The sequence below is a fragment of the Brachybacterium epidermidis genome, from assembly GCF_015209585.1.
GTDB lineage: Bacteria > Actinomycetota > Actinomycetes > Actinomycetales > Dermabacteraceae > Brachybacterium > Brachybacterium epidermidis.
In genome coordinates, this window is record NZ_JADEYR010000018.1 from 18565 (window position 1) to 35323 (window position 16759).

Below are 16759 nucleotides of genomic sequence, written 5' to 3' on the forward strand. Positions count from 1 at the left end.
TGCCCGACGGCGCGCCCGGAAGCCTTCGAGGTAGCCTCCTTGACCAAGGTCCTCTGGAAGGAGCACATCAGTGGGGTCCTCTGAGGCAGGTCAAACGTTCACCAGACATGGCGGGGCGCCGAGTTCGACTCTTGAGCCCTCCGGCCTGAGCATCGAGCTCCGCGAGTGCACCAGGAGGCTCAACGCGCGTCTTGGACCCACGCTGGTTTCGGCCCTAGCCGGATCCAGAGGTCCTCAGCATGCTCATGCGTGGGTAGCGGGATCAGCAGCCCCGGGTCCAGCAAGCGAACGACGTCTTCGCGCTGCCTACTCCGCCTGGTGCACGGTCTCTGAGGCCGAGGGCGAGGCAGTCGCACGCACATGGTTCACGGGGGCCAACCCGTGGCTCGACGACGAGTCGCCTGTGGACGCGTTACGCCAAGGCCGACTTGCCGCCGTCGCACGCGCTGCGGATGCCGTCGTGGAAGACTCCTTCGCCGGCTGATATCGCTCCTGCACACCGTTCCACGATCAGGCGACCTTCTCGATCTTCGGAACGGTAGCGATCAGGCCCGCGGGACAACACCAGCCTGCTCCACGGCATGCCGTTCGAACTCAAAGTATTTTGCGTGGTCGTCGCTGAGGCGGGACAGTGCGTGTTCCATAAGGTTAGGCGAGACATCTGTCAGCGCTCTCTTGGTTTCCACGCTTAGCGCGCTTACCCCCGTGTATCCGCGCAGCGGATTCGGGTCGAAGCGAGACTCGACCAACGTGCGACCTCGCCACCCTTCGCCGTGCAGCACATCGGCAGTCTCATCAATGAACGTCGTGAATGCGCTGCGGATATCCGCACGCATGCGGTAGTCATTCCGAGCCTGGTCGTTCCGATCACGCAGCATCTCATCATCGACTGATGCAAAGGCGGTCTCGACCAGGTCAAAGGACACTCGGTCGCCCAGGAGGGACTTGACAGCGTCTACGTGGATTGGCGAGTACCTTCGCCGCAGGTTCCCCGGGGTGACTCGTTGCCAGCTCGCCACCTCCTGAAGGCTGGGCCGCTCGCTCGCGACCGCGTGAGCATAGGCCGTCAGGAGCGTCCGGAGGTCCTTGGCTTCGCGCTCGGCCTCGTTCGCGAACCCGAGAGACGCCAGCAGGAACAGCTCGTCGCGCTGGCCCGCCTCGAGCTCCTCTCTTGCTTCGTGGCTCGTCTCAAGCGCACGCAACCTCAGCTTCTCCGCCAAATCGCGGATCGGCTCGGGCAGGTTGAAGGCGTCTCCGACCTGCGCGTTGGTAGCGATGTACGGCTGGCTCATGCACTCATCATACGCATGCCCTCACATTGTCACTTGACGTTCGTCAAGTGTCATGTGTCTACTGGTCGGGCAGTTGATCCCAACCCAAGGAGGCCAACCATGGCTGTACAGACTCGTTTCCCCGTCCAGATGGAGGACGTGTTCCCCCAGGGCGCGTACATGATCGGCGAGGTCACCGCCGCCGAGGACTTCGACAAGAAGAGGGCCGGCGAGGTCGACCCCCAGGTGCGCGACAAGGTCTCTGGCCAGCGCGTCTGGCAGGTCCGGGTTCTGGATCCGGATCCCGAGAGCCGGAAGGGTCAGGCCGAGGTGACCGTGAAGGTCTCCTCCGATCACCAGCCGGTGCCGCCCAAGGGGCCGGCCACAGGTCCCTTCCGCGCCGTCGCCTTCGAGGGGCTCACCCTCACCCCGTACGTCGACCAGAACGGGAACTTCCCGAAGATCGCGTACTCGCTGAGGGCCACGGGCTTCGCCGAGGCGAAGGCTTCCGCTCGCACCTCGAGCACCGAGGCGGCGTGATCATGGAGCGGAAGGCGATGGGTCTGCTCAACGTCGCAGCGATCGGGATCCTGCTTTGGCAGATCATCCCGCTCGGCTGGCAGCTGGCGTTCGGGGGTGCGTGAGCCATGCACACCGCCTCCCTCGCCTTCCGCTTCGGCCTCGCCGAGCTGCGGTGGATTCTCACGGGCCTCTGGGGTCACGTGCGCTGGTTCCACCGGTTCTGGTTCGTCGTCGCGATGTTCACCTGGCTCTCGGCCGACCTGCTCGGGAGCTGGAAGCCCTTCGCCGTCGTCGGAGCCATCGCGCTGTACTTCGCACTCTGGGCCCGGTTCCAGCCCCACACGTACTACCGGGCTATCTCGCACCCTTTGACGCGCCGGTCCGTGTGGCTCGACCTGCTCGAGTCATGGCCGCTGCTCATGGAGGAGTGCGGGCTGGCATCGTCCAGCATTGATCGTGAGGGGCAGAAGCGCCTTGTCTGCCCCACCATCGTGAGTAGGCGGTGGACTCGCAACGAGCTCGCCGTCGTGCCCGGACTGCTCACTGGCCAGACCGTTGAGGACTTCCAGAAGGTCGCGGACCGCCTCCGCACGACGGCAGGCGCCACGGACATTCGCGTGACGGGAGACCTCTCCCCCACGCTGATCTTCACGTTCGGCGATGCCCTCGCCGAGACCGTGAACCGTGGCCTCTCCGATGCTGGAGAGCCGTGGGACGGGTGCTCGGTGTGGATGGGGGTCGACACAACGGACGATGACTGGTGGCTCCGCATCGCGGGCACACACACCCTCGTGGCCGGTTCCTCGGGCTCCGGGAAGGCATCGCTCGTCTGGGGCGTCACCATCGGCCTCGCTCCCGCCATCGCTCGCGGCGAAGCACAGGTACACGGGATCGACCTCAAGGGCGGCGTCGAGCTGGGAATGGGCAAGGATCTGTTCACCCGCTACGCCGTGACGCCTGCTGAAGCCGTGGTGGTGCTCGAGGACGCCGTCGAGGCGATGAGTGCTCGCCTCGAACGGATGGCCGGTCATACCCGCCAGCACACCGCGAGTGCCGATGAACCGCTGGTCGTCGTGCTGATCGACGAGGTGGCCGCGCTGACGTCGTACATCGAGGACCGCGACCTCAAGAGCCGCGCTCGCACCGCGATGTCGCTGCTCTGCTCCCAGGGGCGCGCCGTCGGCTACACCGTGGTTGCCTGCCTCCAGGATCCCCGGAAGGAGACGATCCCCAACCGCGGCCTGTTCACCCAGATGGTCGGGCTTCGTCTGCGGGATCGCGAGGAGACCTCGATGGTCCTTGGTGACGGTGCAGTGGCATCTGGGGCCCTCTGTCACAAGATTCCGCTCGCCTCTCCGGGCATCGGCTATGTGGTCCCGGAAGACGGCTCGGAGCCGATGCGCGTGCGCGCTGCGTTCGTCGATGACGACCTGATCCGGGCAGCGGCCGAGCAGTTCCCTGCCCCGTCGACGATCCCCGTCGTCGTCCCGGAGCCCACGGAGAAGCCTCGGAGTTCACGGGCTCGCGCTCGGAGCAAGTCGGATTCGGAGGGAGCCGCATCGTGATCGACCCCGAACTCTACACCCTCGACGTCGAGGATCCCACCGCACTGACACGGATGCTCTCCGACGGCTTCGAGGACTGGTCCAAGCAGGCCGCCTCGACCGGGTTCTGCTCCCGCCCGGTGCGCCTCTTCGGTCAGGCGCGCACCTTCGATCGCAGGTCCGGCCAGCACCTCCACACGTTCGACAGCCGCGACCTCCCTGACAGCGTTCTCTACGTCCGCTGCGGCAACCGGCGGGCCTCCCGCTGCCCCTCGTGCTCTCATGAGTACCAGGGCGACATGTGGCACCTCCTCTCCGCAGGGGTCTCCGGCGGGGACAAGGGGGTCCCGGAGAGCGTCTCCACGCACCCGCTGGTGTTCCTCACTCTGACCGCACCGTCGTTCGGCACTGTGCACTCGTCGACTCGTCCCGGTGCTCAGCCTCGGCAGTGCACCGTCAACGCTGCGCCGGGCCTGTGCGAGCACGGTCGCCCTCGCCGCTGCACCGAGCACCACGATGCCGACGACGCCCGGATCGGGCAGCCACTGTGCCCGGACTGCTACGACTACGAGGGGCAGACCGTCTGGCAGTGGCACTGCCCCGAACTCTGGCGGCGCTTCACGATCCGCCTGCGCCGTCTGGTCGCGACTCATCTCGGCATGAGCGAGAAGGCCTCGAGGGATCTCCTCCGCGTGCAGTTCGCCAAGGTCGGCGAGTACCAGAAGCGCGGCGCGATCCACCTGCATGCACTTGTCCGGCTCGATGGGGCTCCGACGGACCAGGAGCCCTTCCCCTCCCCCGCAATCGACGCCCCCGCCTCGTGGCTTGCTGAGCGCTGTCTCGAAGCCGCGCAGGGCGTTGAGGTCGATTCAGCGCCGGTCGACGGCAATGACTGCGCTCGTACTCTCCGCTTCGGCCGTCAGGTCGATGCGCGCCCCGTCCAGCGACACACAGACGATGGTGGCGACGTCTCCCCCGAGATGGTTGCGGCTTACCTCGCCAAGTACGCCACCAAGGCGGCTGGTGATGTCGCAGCGGAGGGCGCACCGAATCGGCACCTCAAGCGCCTGCGGGAGACCTGCCTCGAGCTGTGTGGGCGGGCGCTCCTCGCCGACGGATTCGCGAGCCCCTACGCGCTGCTCGGGAAGTGGGCTGATGCCTTCGGCTTCCGCGGTCACTTCGCGAGCAAGTCCCGCCGGTTCTCCACGACCCTCGGCACTCTCCGCGATGTGCGGCGCAAGTACCACCGCGACCGCGAACGGCTCGAGACGTCCGCAGGCTCTTCGGGGACCGCTGACTCGTTCGACGTCACCGAGCACACCGTCGTGATCAATGAGTTCCGCTTCGTCGGACAGGGCTGGCTCACTCCCGGCGATGCCGAGCTCGCCCGCTCCGCCGCCGACGCAGCACGCGAGTGGAAGGACTCTCGCTGCGCCGCCCGTCGACTCCACGAGAAAGGAAAGAATCATGGAGAAGCTCTGCTTCACCGCTGACGAGGTCGCTGATCGGCTCAGCGTCTCGAAGACCCGTGTGTACGACCTGATGCGCTGCGGCGAGCTGCCCAGCGTCAAGCTCGGTCGCTCCCGCCTGGTCAAGGCCGCTGATCTTCTCGCGTACGTCGAGAGCCTCGAACCGGCCCCTGTGGTCGCATGAGCCGCGCGAACGGTGAGGGCAGCATCTATCGGCGCAAGGACGGCCGGTGGGCTGGTGCGGCGTACGTCCTGACCCCGGACGGCACTCGTCGGCGGAAGACGGCGTACGGGAAGACCCGCAAGGAGGTCAGTGCGAAGCTGGCGAAGATGCAGGAATCGTCTCGGTCGGGCATCGCCGCGACCCCTGGGCGGCTCACTGTGAAGGCTTTCCTGGAGTCCTGGATGCGCGACGTCCAGGAACCGCGGCTGAGCCCGGCGACCTATCAGACGTACGAGGGCTACATCCGGAACCACATCGTCCCCGCACTTGGCTCCAAGCCGCTGGGTCAGCTGACCGCATCAGATCTGCGGGAGTTCCTCGGCGCGAAGAGCCGCGAAGGCAAGAGCGCGGCCACGGTCAAGCAGATCCACGCGATCATCCGCTCGGCACTCCAGCACGCAATGCGCGAGGACCTCGTCCCGAGGAACGTGGCGAAGCTCGTCGTGGTCTCCAATCCTGCACGACAGGAGGTCGAACCGCTGACCCCGGTGGAGGCGAAGCAGCTCCTGAGAGCGGCAAAGGGGCACGACTGGGAAGCCTTGTGGACCCTCTATATCGGGCTCGGGCTGCGCCGAGGGGAAGCACTCGGTCTCCGGTGGGGCGATGTCGACCTCGAGAACGGCCGCCTGCGGGTCGTGCAGTCCCTTCAGCGCTCTCGGGGCGAGCTGCGGCTGAAGAGCCCCAAGACGGACACCTCGCGCCGTCGGGTCGTGGTGCCGTCTTTCTGCATCGATGCTCTGCGACGCCACCAGTCTTCCGAACGAGTGAAGCTTGCTTCGCTCGGGCTGCCCGTGGACCCGACGACGCTCGTGTTCACGTCCCAGGCGGGAACACCGATCGAGCCGCGCAACGTGAACCGGGCGTTCGAGGCGCTCCTGAAGAAGGCGAAGCTGCGCCGGGTCAAGCTGCACGACCTCCGGCACACCTGCGCGCCCCTGCTCCTCGCAGAGGGTGTCGCTCCGCTCGTCGTCATGGAACTTCTGGGTCACTCCGCCATCGCGGTCACGATGAACACCTATTCGCACGTCATCCCGGCGCTGCAGGACGAGTCCGCGCAGCGGATGGACGCGCTCTTCCGGTAGCCTCCAGAAGGAGGTACATACACCACATGCGCCCGACTGTCAACAGCAAAGCGGAAACATCGAAGATGAGATCACACCCCACCGACGCCACCATCCTCGGGAGCCCGAGTCGTTCTGACGGACCTTGGTCGGAGTTCCCCTATCCAGCCTTCTGGGTCGACCGCTTCCCTTCGGAGTCCTCGACCAACCCGCAGTTCATGGCCGTGGTGTACGACGAAGAACGGCGCATGCTGTGGTTAGACGCTGACGACGAGCTCGACGTCGCCCTCCCGAAAGCTCTTGCCGCGGCTCAATCAGAGGGCGGCGAGAGCGCAGTGGTGTACCGCTACCTGATCGATCAGGGCTCCCCTGCCCCCGATGCAGCGACGAAGTGCTCCGTTCTGATCGACGGCTACTACGAACTCTCGACGCTGGGCATCGCTACCTGGGTCAGCGCCGTCGAAGCTGCCACCCCGACCCCACCCATCGACTAGGAGAGGCAAATTGGAACTCGAAGGACTCGACCTTGTTGCACGTGCACAGTCCATCGCCCGGCGTGCACATGAGGGGCAGACGGACAAGCTGGGCGAGGACTACATCGCCCACCCACAACGCGTCGCGGAATGCGCACTGTACATGGCCCCGGCCAAGGACCGATTCGACTGCGTTGCCGCCGGGTGGCTGCACGATGTCGTCGAAGACTCAGAAGTCACCCTCGAAGATCTGCGCAGTCACGGCATGCCGGATCGCATCCTCGACGCAGTCGACTGCCTGACCAAGCGCGACGGCACCTCACGTGCCGACTATTTTGCACGCATCCGTGAGCACAGGATTGCCCGGGTCGTGAAGGCAGCTGACCTCGCGGAGAACTGCGGCCCAGACCGCGCCTTCCGGCTCCCGTCGTCCACTCGATACCGGCTTTCCGCCAAGTACGCCGAGTCCTGGGCGATGCTCATGGGAGTCACCTCATAGTCGACTCCTCGAGCGCACACCTCATGCGGAGAGTGGAACCCCATGTCCAGAAGGGCATGGGGTTCCTTCGTCCAGACCGTCACAAGGGCCGATGCCGCACGGCTGCTGTCACGACGCGTCCAGCGCAGCACGCTCAGCCGCGTTGCTGTCAGCGTTGCTGTCATCGCCAACTTCGGAGCAAAGGTCGGAACCTAGAAAGTCGCTCTGACCAGGGTGGGCCCGGAGGGGATCGAACCCTCGACCCGCGGATTAAAAGTCCGATGCTCTGCCGACTGAGCTACAGGCCCCAGCCCTTTCGGGCCAGACCAGTCTACCCGCGAGTGGCGGTCGCCCCGGCAGGTCAGTGGGGGGCGGCCGCCTCGCCGCCGCCACGCGCCTTCTCGATCGCGGCGAGCCACTTAGCGCGTCCGGAGACCACGAAGCTGAGTTCCTCGCCGTCGGCCAGGGTGAGCACGATCGAGTTGGGCACCAGCGGGATCGCGCCGAGGAACTTGGTCCATCCGCCCTTCTGGCCCACCACTTGCTGCAGCCACACCTCGGTGGCTCCGCGCTGGAAGTTCAGGGCATGGGCATCGAACAGCAACCGCTGGTTGGTGAGGGTGAGCTTGCCGCCCACGGTCTCCATGCCCCGCTGCATGTTGGCGCCGCCCTTCTTGAAAACGGTCTCTCCTGGGTGCAGGTTCGGTGCTTCGCTCATGGTCGGGCTCCGTTCGAATGGACGGCGAACTCGGGCGACGTGCCCTGTGGGGGCCCGCTTGCGCAATGGGGAGATCCAGATGCCACGCCCGGGCAACCGTAACGTCTCTCGGTGCCCGTCGACGAGTTCGATCGCGACGGCCCTGCCGAGCACCTCGCAGAGATCGAAGCGGTTGCTCGCAGAGATCGAAGCGGTTGAGCGCCAGGATCCACACCGTCGAGACGCCGACGGCCGCCACCAGCAGCACCGCCTTGGTGATCTGCACCCCGCCCGATCGAGGGGTCGAAACCGTCGTGTCGATCGGGGCCGAAGCATAGGCTGAGGAGGTGCTCGACATCCTCGACGGCGCCCGGGAGCGCCTCGCCCGCGCCTCCGATCCGGTGCCCTGCGCCGTCGCGACCATCGTCTCCGCCCAGGGTTCCGTGCCGCGGCCCGTGGGCACCTCGATGCTGGTGGGCGCCGATGGCGCACTGCACGGCTCGCTCTCCGGTGGCTGCGTCGAGGGGGCGGTGCTCGAGGCCTGCCGCGAAGCGCTCGAGACCGGGAGGAGCAGCCTGCGGAGCTTCGGGTTCAGCGACGAGGACGCCTTCGCCGTCGGGCTGATGTGCGGAGGTTCGCTCGAGGTGCTGATCCAGCCGTTCGCTCCCCCGCCCCCGGGGACGCAGAGCCCACGGCACGGTCAACGACCCCTCCCCCGCCGCCTACGTGACCCGGCTGCCGCGGGAGTCCGACGCACCACGGACGGTCGCCCCCGAGGGTGACGACGCCGACGGCCCACGCGCTGTCCTGCTCGCGGGCGACGGGGCCGAGGAGGTCCGCGGCGCGCTCACGATGCTGCTGCCCCCGGAGTTGCTCGAGGCGGGCAGTGCACAGGTCGCCGCCATGCTCCGCGAGGCTCGCACCGGCACCCTCCGCCTCCCTGCGGGCGCCTCGACGATCGACCTGTTCGTCGAGTCCCGTATCCGGCCCGCGCACCTGGTGGTGTGCGGGGCGAACGCCTTCGGGCAGGCGCTGGTGGAGGCCGCGCGGCCGCTCGGGCTGCGGATCACGCTGTGCGACCATCGGCCGGCGTTCACCGATCCCACGGCGTTCCCGGGGGCGGAGGTGGTGCGTGCCTGGCCGCACCGGTTCCTTGCCGCGGCCGCGGAGCGCGGGGATCTCGATGCCCGTAGCATGGTCTGCGTGCTCACGCACGATCCCAAGGTCGACGTGCCGGTGCTCGCCACCGCTCTGCGACTGGACATCGCCTACGTCGGTGCGATGGGGTCCCGGCGCAGCGATCGCGATCGGCGCACAGCGCTGCGCGAGGCCGGGGTGGACGAGGAGGCGCTGTCGCGGCTGCGCTCCCCGATCGGCCTCGACCTGGGGGCGGAGAGCCCTGCGGAGGTGGCGATCGCGATCCTCGCGGAAATCCTGGCCGTGCGGGCCGAGCGCCGCACCGTCGAGCCGCTGCGCGACGGCAGCGGTCCGCTGCATGCGCGCACTGCTACGAGCGGCTGAGAGGTCAGCCACGCGCGTCCAGCCGCCAAAGGTCCTCAGGCAGGTCCAGGTCCGCACCGTCGTCGAGATCCGTGCAGTCCACGAGCTGCACGTGATCCCGTCGGGCGCGGAGCAGGTCGCGGGCGCCCACGTCCGCGTGCGCGGCCTCCGCGGCGGCGGTGGTCAAGGCGGCGTCGAACAGCACCGGATGGCCCCGTCGGAGCCCGCCGGAGGCCTCGCGGTGGGCGGCGGCGGTGATGCCTCCGGGGCGGTGGGCGGCCAGCACCCGGGCCACCTCCGCCGCGCACATCCCCGGGCGGTCCACCGGCGTGACCAGCACGTCGCGGCCCGGTCCGATCGCGGCCAGGCCGGTGCGCAGTGAGGTCCCCATCCCCTCGCGCCAGCGCGGGTTCTGCTCCGTGCGCGCCCACGGCATCTTGTCCACGACGGAGCCCACCCGCTCGGCGCCCGCGCCGGTGACGACCACGACCTCGGCGCAGCCGCCCTCGCGCAGGGCGCGAGCGACGTGCTCCACCAGGGGGACGCCGCGCAGGAGCAGCAGTGCTTTCGGGCCGCGGCCCAGGCGCCGTCCGGCGCCCGCGGCCAGGAGCAGGCCCACGGGAGGCGCGGCCGCCGGCCGGGGGACGTCGAACGACGCGGCGCTCACCGTGCCAGCAGGTCGCTGCCGAGCACGGGCAGGTCCCGCACCCGCACCCCGGTGGCGTGGTGGACGGCGTTGGCGATCGCCGCGGCGGCGCCGACGATGCCGATCTCGCCGATGCCGCGCGCGCCGAGCGGCCCGGCCTGGGGGTCCTCCTCGTCCAGCCAGTACGCCTCCAGGGAGCGGATGTCCGCGTTGACGGGCACGTGGTACTCGGCGAGGTCGTGGTTGACGACGTGTCCGAAGCGGGGGTCGAGCTCGCCCTTCTCGTGCAGTGCCATCCCCACCCCCATGGTCATCCCACCGAGGAGCTGCGAGCGGGCGGTGCGGGGGTTGATGATCCGCCCGACGGAGAACACCCCGAGCATGCGGTCCAGACGGATCTCACCGGTCTCCTCCTGGACGCGGACCTTGGCGAACTGGGCGCCGTAGGAGTGCATGGCGAGCTTCTTCTCGGCAGGGTTCTCCGCCGCCTCCCCGATCGTCTCGACGCCGTCGGCCGGGGCGGTGCCGTGCTCGCGGCGGAAGGCGTCCGCGGCGGCCAGCACGGCCGCGCTCCAGCTGGCGAGCCCGGTGGAGCCGCCGGCGACGGTCGCGTTCGGCAGCGCGGTGTCGCCGATTCGCAGCGCGATGCGGTCCGGGTCGACCTCGAGGGCGTCGGCGGCGACCTGGGTGAGGGCGGTCCAGGTGCCGGTGCCGAGGTCGGCGGCGCCGATGCCCACCTCGTAGACCCCCGCCTCGTGACGGATCCGGGCCTTCGAGCCGGGCTGCCGGGATGCGGGGTAGGTCGCCGAGGCGACGCCCGTGCCGATCAGCCATCCGCCCTCCCGGCGGGCACGGGGCTGCGGGTCGCGGTCGGCCCAGCCGAAGCGGGTGGCGCCCTCGCGTAGGCAGTCGATCAGCCGGCGTCGGTTGAAGGGCATCCCGGTGTCGGGGTCACGCTCCGGCTCGTTGCGCACCCGCAGCTCGATCGGGTCGACCCCGCAGGCCTCGGCGAGCTCGTCCATCATGATCTCCGGGCCCACCATCCCCGGTGCCTCGCCGGGGGCGCGCATCCAGGAGGGGACGGCGATGTCCAGCGGGAGCACGCGCTGGGTGATGCGACGGTGCTCGCCGGCGTACATCTGCCGAGAGGGCTTGATCGCCATCTCGGGGAACTCCTTGGTGTGCGAGGAGCTGGAGACCGCCTCGAGCCCGAAGGCGGTGATCGTGCCGTCGGCCCGGGCCCCGATCCGGAGGTGCTGGGAGGTGGCGGGCCGGTGCCCGGTCAGCGCGAACATGTGCTGGCGGGTGACGGCGTGCTTCACGGCGCGGCCGGGCACGGCGTGCGCGGCCATCGCTGTGAGCATCATGTCCGCGTGGGGCAGGCCCTTGGAGCCGAAGCCGCCGCCGACGTGCGGGCTGATGATCCGTAGCTGCTCGGGGTCGATGCCCAGTATCGGGGCGAGGGTCTGTCGCGCGGGATGCACGCCCTGGGTGGAGGTCCACAGCGTGAGCTGCTCGCCGTCCCAGCGGGCGATGGTGGTGTGCGGCTCCATCGGGTTGTTGTGCTCGAGAGGGGTGGAGTACCGCTGGTCCACCACGATCTCCGCGGCGGCGAGCGCGGCCTCGAGGTCACCGGTGTCGATGTCGTCGGCACCGTCCTCGGGTTCGCGCACTGCGGGGTGGTCGGGGCGGAAGTCGGCGTCGTGCGGCGCAGCCTCGGTGGTGACCACGACGAGGTCGGCGGCGTGGCGGGCCGTCTCCGGGGTCTCGGCGAGGACGGCGCCGAGGTACTGGCCGCGGAAGCCGATCCGGTCGTCCTGGAGGATCGTCAGCTCGCCGTCCTCGGTGTCGGCGAGCCGGAGTGCGTTCTCGTGGGTGATCACGCACACCACCCCGTCGAGCGCGAGCGCGGCTGTGGCGTCGATCGCGGTGACGCGGCCGAGCGCGATCGTCGAGCACAGCGGGAAGAGATGGAGCGGATCCTCGACCGGGTGCTCGTAGGCGTAGGGGGCGAGGCCGCGCACCTTGTCGGGCCCGTCCAGACGCACCCGTCCGGTGCCGATCGCGGAGGCTCGCAGGAGGTCACTCATCACGGGGCTCCTTGTTCTCCTCGTCGAGGCCGGCGAGCTCGGCGAGCACGCTCACCATCACGCCCTGGGCCATCGTCACCTTGAACTCGTTGCCCGCGACGGGCCGGGCCTGCTCGAGCTCGGCCGCCGCGGCCTGGCGGAAGCTCTCGCGGGTGGCGGGGGCGCCGGCGAGGAGCTGCTCGGCGCGGCGAGCCCGCCAGGGGGCGTGGGCGACGCCTCCGAGGGCGATCCTCGCGGAGAGGATCGTGGGCCGTGCGGCGTCCGGGTCGAGCTCGAGCACCGCGGCGACCGAGACCAGGGCGAAGGCGTAGGAGGCGCGGTCGCGGATCTTGCGATACGTGGAACGGGTGCGGGCGGCGCGGTCCGGCGGGGGCAGCTCGATGGCGGTGATCAGGTCGCCGTGCTCGAGGACCGTGTCTCGCTCGGGCTCGTCCCCCGGAAGGCGGTGCAGCGTGGTGAGGGGCAGGCGCTTCTCGCCGTCGTTGCCCAGCACCACCACGGTCGCGTCCAGGGCGGTGAGCGCGACCGCCATGTCGGAGGGGTGGGTGGCGATGCACGCGTCAGAGGCGCCGAGGATCGCGTGGTAGCGGGTGTATCCGCCGAGCGCCGAGCAGCCGCTGCCCGGGGCACGCTTGTTGCAGGGGGTGGTGGGGTCCTGGAAGTAGACGCAGCGGGTGCGCTGCAGCAGGTTCCCGCCGGTGGTGGCGGCGTTGCGCAACTGGCCCGAGGCGCCGGAGAGGAGGGCGCGGGAGAGCATCGGGTGGTCGCGACGCACGCGCGGATCGGCGGCCAGATCGCTGTTGCGGACCATGGCGCCGACTCGCAGGCCGCCGTCCGGCAGCTCCTCGATGTCCGCGAGGTCGAGACGGCCGAGGTCGACCAGCAGATCAGGGGCGGTGATCCCGAGCTTGAGGTGGTCGACGAGGTTGGTACCGCCGGCGAGGTAGGCCGCGCCGGGTCGTTCGGCGGCCGCGGCGACGGCGCCGGCGGGGTCGTCCGCGCGTACGTAGTCGAAGGGTCTCATCGGTCCGTCCCCTCGCTCGCGGCGCTCGCCCCGGCCGCCTGCTGGACGGCGGCGACGATGTTGACGTACGCGCCGCAGCGGCACAGGTTACCGCTCATGCGCTCGCGGATCTCGTCCTCGGTGAGCTCGATCGGGTGGTCGTGGCCGTGGTACTCGGTGACCACGCTGGGGTGCCCCTCGGCCGCCTCGCGGAGCACACCGGTCGCGGAGCAGATCTGCCCGGGGGTGCAGTAGCCGCACTGGAAGGCATCCTGCTCGAGGAAAGCAGTGTGCAGGGCGGAGAGCTCGCCGTCGGTGGCGAGGCCGTTTGAGGTGAGCACCTCCGCGCCGTCGAGGGACACGGCCAGCAGCAGGCAGGAGTTCAGCCGCCGCCCGTCGACCAGCACGGTGCAGGCGCCACACTGCCCGTGGTCGCAGCCCTTCTTCGGGGACATGTTCCCCAGGTGGTCCCGCAGCGCGTCGAGCAGGGTGGTGCGCGGGTCGACGGTCAGGTCATGCGGCTGACCATCGACGATGAGGTGGACTGGATGGCCCATCGGGCACCTCCGGATCAGGTCGGGATTCGACCGTACCGGCCGCCCGGGGGCTCGGCAAACGGTTCCGGCGGGCACCGACCGATCGTTCGCCTGCACCGAGGCGCACGGTCTTCCCAGTGGCCGGACCGGCGCGGCAGCAGCAAGTACGAGCGCTCGCTCGCGCTGGGGGTGCCAGCCAGGTGAAGAACGGCGGCTCGATGGACGTCAGTCCTTCTTGCGGGTGACCAGCCACCAGATCAGGCCGGCCAGCAGCAGCAGGAAGCCCAGGATGCCGCCGCCGATGCCCAGCAGCACGCCGCCGATGGCGCCGAAGATGCCGCCCAGGGAGACGGGCGGGCCCACGGCCACCTGGGGGCTGTCGCAGTCGATCTGGTGCTCGCCGGTAGCGGTGGCCTCGAAGGAGTCGAAGGAGACCCAGGTGGCGCCGTCGATGGTGGTGCTGCTGGACTGGTTGGTGCCCGGGCCGGGCTCAGCCCCGTCCGGAGTCATGATGGTGCAGGTGGCGGTGGTTCCCTCGGGCGCGTACAGCTGGAGCACGTCCCCCTCCTCCGCGGTGATGCTGCCGCTGCCGCCGGGCAGCTGCTCGATCTCGCTCAGACCGTCGGCGGTATTACCCACACCGACCACGGTGAGGATCGTGCCGATGATCAGGCTGAGCAGCAGGATGATGCCGCCCAGGACCATGAGGATCGTCGGTCCCTTGGACTTCTTCCGGGGCGCGGGGGCGGAGCCGAACTCCGGAGCGAAGCTGGGCGCCGGGTCGGAGTGGGGCTGAGGTGCGGGCTGGGACGTGGACATCGGGACCTCCCGGGTCGAAGCTGCGGCCGCGTTCAGCGTATCCCCTGTCACCCCCGCGCCGTCGCGCTCGAACCGGTTCCCGCACGGCAACGCGCCTAGACTTTCCGTATGTCCGATCTGTTCGTACTCGCCGCCGACGTCGAGACCGAACTGGTCGAGCGCCGCTCCCGTTTCCTCACCCGCCTGCACCGTGTCACCTCGGTCGAGCAGGCCGAGGAGCGCATCCGCACCGCGCGCACCGATCACCCTGATGCACGCCATCACTGCACTGCCCTGGTCATCGGCGCCACGGGCACAGCCGCTCCTGTGCACCGCTCCAGCGATGACGGAGAGCCCTCCGGGACCGCCGGCATGCCGATGCTGCAAGCGCTGCTGCACGCCGATCTCACCGACACCCTGGCGGTGGTGATCCGCTACTTCGGCGGGGTCAAGCTGGGGGCGGGGGGTCTGCTGCGCGCCTACACCGCCGGGGTGGAGCAGGCCGTGGCGGCCGCGACCCTGCTGCGCCGCACGGAACTGGTGGTGGCGCGCCTGGAGGTGCCGCTGGCTGAGGTGGGCATCGCCGAGAACGCGGTACGGGTGTGGGCCGGCGCCCATGGCGCCCAGGCGGAGCCCACCGAGTACACCTCCCGGCTCGCCCGGTTGGACGTGCTGCTGGACCCGCCGCTGCTCGATGACTTCGCGGCCGATGTGGCCCGCTGGTCCTCCGGTCGCGTACGCGTCACCGAGGCAGGCCGCCGCGATGCGGACGTGCCCATGGCCTGACCGAAGCGGGCAGAAGAACAGCGCCGCCCCCGACCTGAGTCGGGGACGGCGCTGCGGCGATGTGTGCCTGACGTGTCAGGCGAAGCGCATGTGGATCACGCGCGGTTGCGGCTGCCGGTGGCCAGGCCGTAGATGACCATGACGATCAGCGCGCCGATGACGGCGAGCAGGATGGTGCCGATGCTCCACGGGTTGTTCATGATGCCGGAGATGCCGTCACCACCGAACAGGCCGCCGAGGAAGCCACCGACGATGGCGCCGATGACGCCCAGGACGATGGTCAGGCCGAGGCCCATCGACTGCTTGCCCGGCATGATGGCGCGAGCGATCAGGCCGATGATGGCACCGATGATGATCCAGGAAATGATGGCCCAGAGAAGACCCATTGTTTTTCTCCAATCAGGGGAAGGGATCAGGGACTACGGCGACCATTCTGCCCCAGATGACGCTCGCATGGTGGAACACGCGGCCGACCTAGCGGTCAGAAGTACAGGAATTCCGGCGTACTGGTGACCGATTCGCCCCGCTTTGTGACACTTTGCGCGTGCCGGGTGCGCGAAGAAGTTGTGCATATCCGAAGGTGGGCTTTACAACACCTTTAGCCCGCACACTCCCTGGCACGGCCGGTTCAGAAGTCCCAGTCGTCGTCCTCGGTCTCCACAGCCTTGCCCATCACGTAGCTGGAGCCGGAGCCGGAGAAGAAGTCGTGGTTCTCATCCGCGTTCGGCGACAGCGAGGCAAGGATCGCCGGGTTCACCTCGGTGGCCTCGGAGGGGAACAGGCCCTCGTAGCCCAGGTTCATCAGCGCCTTGTTGGCGTTGTACCGCAGGAAGGTCTTGACCTCCTCGGTCCAGCCCACCGGGTCGTAGAGATCCTCGGTGTACTCCTCCTCGTTGTCGTACAGCTCCATGAGCAGCGAGAAGGTGTAGTCCTTCATCTCGGCACGACGCTCGGGCGAGGCCTTCTCCAGTGCCTTCTGGAACTTGTAGCCGATGTAGTAGCCGTGCACGGCCTCGTCACGGATGATCAGCCGGATGATGTCGGCGGTGTTGGTGAGCTCGCCGTGGCTGGAGTAGTGCATGGGCAGGTAGAAGCCGGAGTAGAACAGGAAGGACTCCAGCAGGGTGGAGGCCACCTTGCGCTTCTCCGGGTCATCGCCCTGGTAGTAGCTCATGACGATCTTGGCCTTCTTCTGCAGCGGCTCGTTGAACTCGCTCCAGCGGAAGGCCTCGTCGATCTGCTTGGTGCTCGAGAGGGTCGAGAAGATCTGGCTGTAGGACTTCGCGTGCACCGACTCCATGAACGCGATGTTGGTGTACACCGCCTCCTCGTGCGGGGTGACCGCATCGGGGATGAGGGAGACGGCGCCGACGGTGCCCTGGACGGTGTCCAGCAGGGTGAGGCCGGTGAACACCCGCATCACCAGGGTCTGCTCCTGCTCGCTCAGGCGGCCCCAGGAGGGGATGTCGTTGGACAGCGGCACCTTCTCCGGCAGCCAGAAGTTGCCGGTCAGGCGGTCCCATACCTCCTGGTCCTTGGGATCGGGGATCCGGTTCCAGTTGATCGCCTGGACAGACGTCTTCAGGTGGTCGTTCACCGCTGCCTCACTTGCTCCTTCAGGGGTCGGGTTCGGGTGCCTGCCAGTCTAGGCAGAGGCGGTGC

The 16759-nt window shown here is 68.8% G+C and carries 19 protein-coding genes and 1 tRNA gene; 10 read left to right on the forward strand and 10 right to left on the reverse strand.

Annotated elements, in window-relative coordinates; translation table 11 throughout:
• Positions 1-545: 545 nt before the first annotated feature.
• A complete protein-coding gene (locus tag IOE58_RS12685) occupies positions 546-1292 on the reverse strand; it encodes a hypothetical protein (RefSeq protein ID WP_122942810.1) in 747 nt (248 codons plus the stop codon).
• A 99-nt stretch (positions 1293-1391) separates the two neighbouring features.
• On the opposite strand from IOE58_RS12685, the gene IOE58_RS12690 reads away from it, so the two are divergent.
• The 7 genes from IOE58_RS12690 (at position 1392) to IOE58_RS12720 (ending at position 7062) form a co-directional block, all read left to right on the forward strand.
• Entirely contained in the window at positions 1392-1811 is a 420-nt protein-coding gene (locus IOE58_RS12690; protein WP_193866740.1) for a plasmid replication, integration and excision activator, read from the forward strand.
• Positions 1812-1918: 107 nt separating this feature from the next.
• Positions 1919-3358, forward strand: a complete 1440-nt coding sequence (locus tag IOE58_RS12695; RefSeq protein WP_193866741.1) for an FtsK/SpoIIIE domain-containing protein — start codon at positions 1919-1921, stop codon at positions 3356-3358.
• Positions 3355-4830, forward strand: coding sequence for a replication initiator (locus tag IOE58_RS12700; RefSeq protein WP_193866742.1), 1476 nt, complete (start codon positions 3355-3357; stop codon positions 4828-4830). Before IOE58_RS12695 ends, IOE58_RS12700 begins: the two co-directional genes overlap by 4 nt.
• Positions 4805-4990, forward strand: coding sequence for a helix-turn-helix domain-containing protein (locus IOE58_RS12705; RefSeq protein ID WP_181869305.1), 186 nt, complete (start codon positions 4805-4807; stop codon positions 4988-4990). Before IOE58_RS12700 ends, IOE58_RS12705 begins: the two co-directional genes overlap by 26 nt.
• Positions 4987-6111 (forward strand): tyrosine-type recombinase/integrase, encoded by a 1125-nt coding sequence (locus IOE58_RS12710; RefSeq protein WP_193866743.1) that lies wholly within the window; start codon positions 4987-4989, stop codon positions 6109-6111. The genes IOE58_RS12705 and IOE58_RS12710 overlap by 4 nt, the downstream gene beginning before the upstream one ends.
• Before the next feature lie 26 nt (positions 6112-6137).
• Positions 6138-6584, forward strand: coding sequence for a hypothetical protein (locus IOE58_RS12715; protein WP_193866744.1), 447 nt, complete (start codon positions 6138-6140; stop codon positions 6582-6584).
• A 10-nt stretch (positions 6585-6594) separates the two neighbouring features.
• Positions 6595-7062: an HD domain-containing protein gene (locus IOE58_RS12720; protein WP_228020086.1), complete on the forward strand. Its 468-nt coding sequence runs from the start codon at positions 6595-6597 to the stop codon at positions 7060-7062.
• A gap of 214 nt (positions 7063-7276) precedes the next feature.
• Here the strand turns inward: IOE58_RS12720 and IOE58_RS12725 are convergent.
• Positions 7277-7349: transfer RNA gene (locus IOE58_RS12725), tRNA-Lys, on the reverse strand.
• Between the two features lie 53 nt (positions 7350-7402).
• Positions 7403-7759 carry a hypothetical protein gene (locus IOE58_RS12730; RefSeq protein ID WP_193866745.1) on the reverse strand — a complete coding sequence of 119 codons (357 nt, stop codon included), beginning with the start codon at positions 7757-7759 and terminating at the stop codon, positions 7403-7405.
• 326 nt (positions 7760-8085) lie between these two features.
• Here IOE58_RS12730 and IOE58_RS14895 point away from each other — a divergent pair, with 326 nt between their 5' ends.
• Together IOE58_RS14895 and IOE58_RS12735 are read left to right on the forward strand one after the other, a co-directional pair.
• On the forward strand, positions 8086-8520 hold the full coding sequence (locus IOE58_RS14895; protein ID WP_431831710.1) for an XdhC family protein: 435 nt from the start codon (positions 8086-8088) through the stop codon (positions 8518-8520).
• Positions 8465-9259: an XdhC family protein gene (locus IOE58_RS12735; protein WP_431831711.1), complete on the forward strand. Its 795-nt coding sequence runs from the start codon at positions 8465-8467 to the stop codon at positions 9257-9259. The genes IOE58_RS14895 and IOE58_RS12735 overlap by 56 nt, the downstream gene beginning before the upstream one ends.
• 4 nt (positions 9260-9263) lie before the next feature.
• On the opposite strand, the gene IOE58_RS12740 is transcribed toward IOE58_RS12735, so the two are convergent.
• The 5 genes from IOE58_RS12740 to IOE58_RS12760 form a co-directional block, all read right to left on the reverse strand.
• Positions 9264-9905, reverse strand: coding sequence for a nucleotidyltransferase family protein (locus IOE58_RS12740; protein ID WP_193866746.1), 642 nt, complete (start codon positions 9903-9905; stop codon positions 9264-9266).
• Positions 9902-11974 (reverse strand): xanthine dehydrogenase family protein molybdopterin-binding subunit, encoded by a 2073-nt coding sequence (locus IOE58_RS12745; protein WP_193866747.1) that lies wholly within the window; start codon positions 11972-11974, stop codon positions 9902-9904. The genes IOE58_RS12740 and IOE58_RS12745 overlap by 4 nt, the downstream gene beginning before the upstream one ends.
• Positions 11967-12998 carry an FAD binding domain-containing protein gene (locus tag IOE58_RS12750; protein WP_193866748.1) on the reverse strand — a complete coding sequence of 344 codons (1032 nt, stop codon included), beginning with the start codon at positions 12996-12998 and terminating at the stop codon, positions 11967-11969. Before IOE58_RS12750 ends, IOE58_RS12745 begins: the two co-directional genes overlap by 8 nt.
• Entirely contained in the window at positions 12995-13534 is a 540-nt protein-coding gene (locus tag IOE58_RS12755) for a (2Fe-2S)-binding protein (protein ID WP_193866749.1), read from the reverse strand. Before IOE58_RS12755 ends, IOE58_RS12750 begins: the two co-directional genes overlap by 4 nt.
• Before the next feature lie 204 nt (positions 13535-13738).
• Positions 13739-14332, reverse strand: coding sequence for a hypothetical protein (locus tag IOE58_RS12760; RefSeq protein WP_193866750.1), 594 nt, complete (start codon positions 14330-14332; stop codon positions 13739-13741).
• A gap of 108 nt (positions 14333-14440) precedes the next feature.
• On the opposite strand from IOE58_RS12760, the gene IOE58_RS12765 reads away from it, so the two are divergent.
• Positions 14441-15097, forward strand: coding sequence for an IMPACT family protein (locus tag IOE58_RS12765; protein WP_193866751.1), 657 nt, complete (start codon positions 14441-14443; stop codon positions 15095-15097).
• 95 nt (positions 15098-15192) lie between these two features.
• On the opposite strand, the gene IOE58_RS12770 is transcribed toward IOE58_RS12765, so the two are convergent.
• Together IOE58_RS12770 and nrdF are read right to left on the reverse strand one after the other, a co-directional pair.
• Positions 15193-15483 carry a GlsB/YeaQ/YmgE family stress response membrane protein gene (locus IOE58_RS12770; RefSeq protein WP_193866752.1) on the reverse strand — a complete coding sequence of 97 codons (291 nt, stop codon included), beginning with the start codon at positions 15481-15483 and terminating at the stop codon, positions 15193-15195.
• Between the two features lie 242 nt (positions 15484-15725).
• Entirely contained in the window at positions 15726-16694 is a 969-nt protein-coding gene (nrdF, locus tag IOE58_RS12775) for a class 1b ribonucleoside-diphosphate reductase subunit beta (protein WP_193866753.1), read from the reverse strand.
• Positions 16695-16759: the final 65 nt, after the last annotated feature.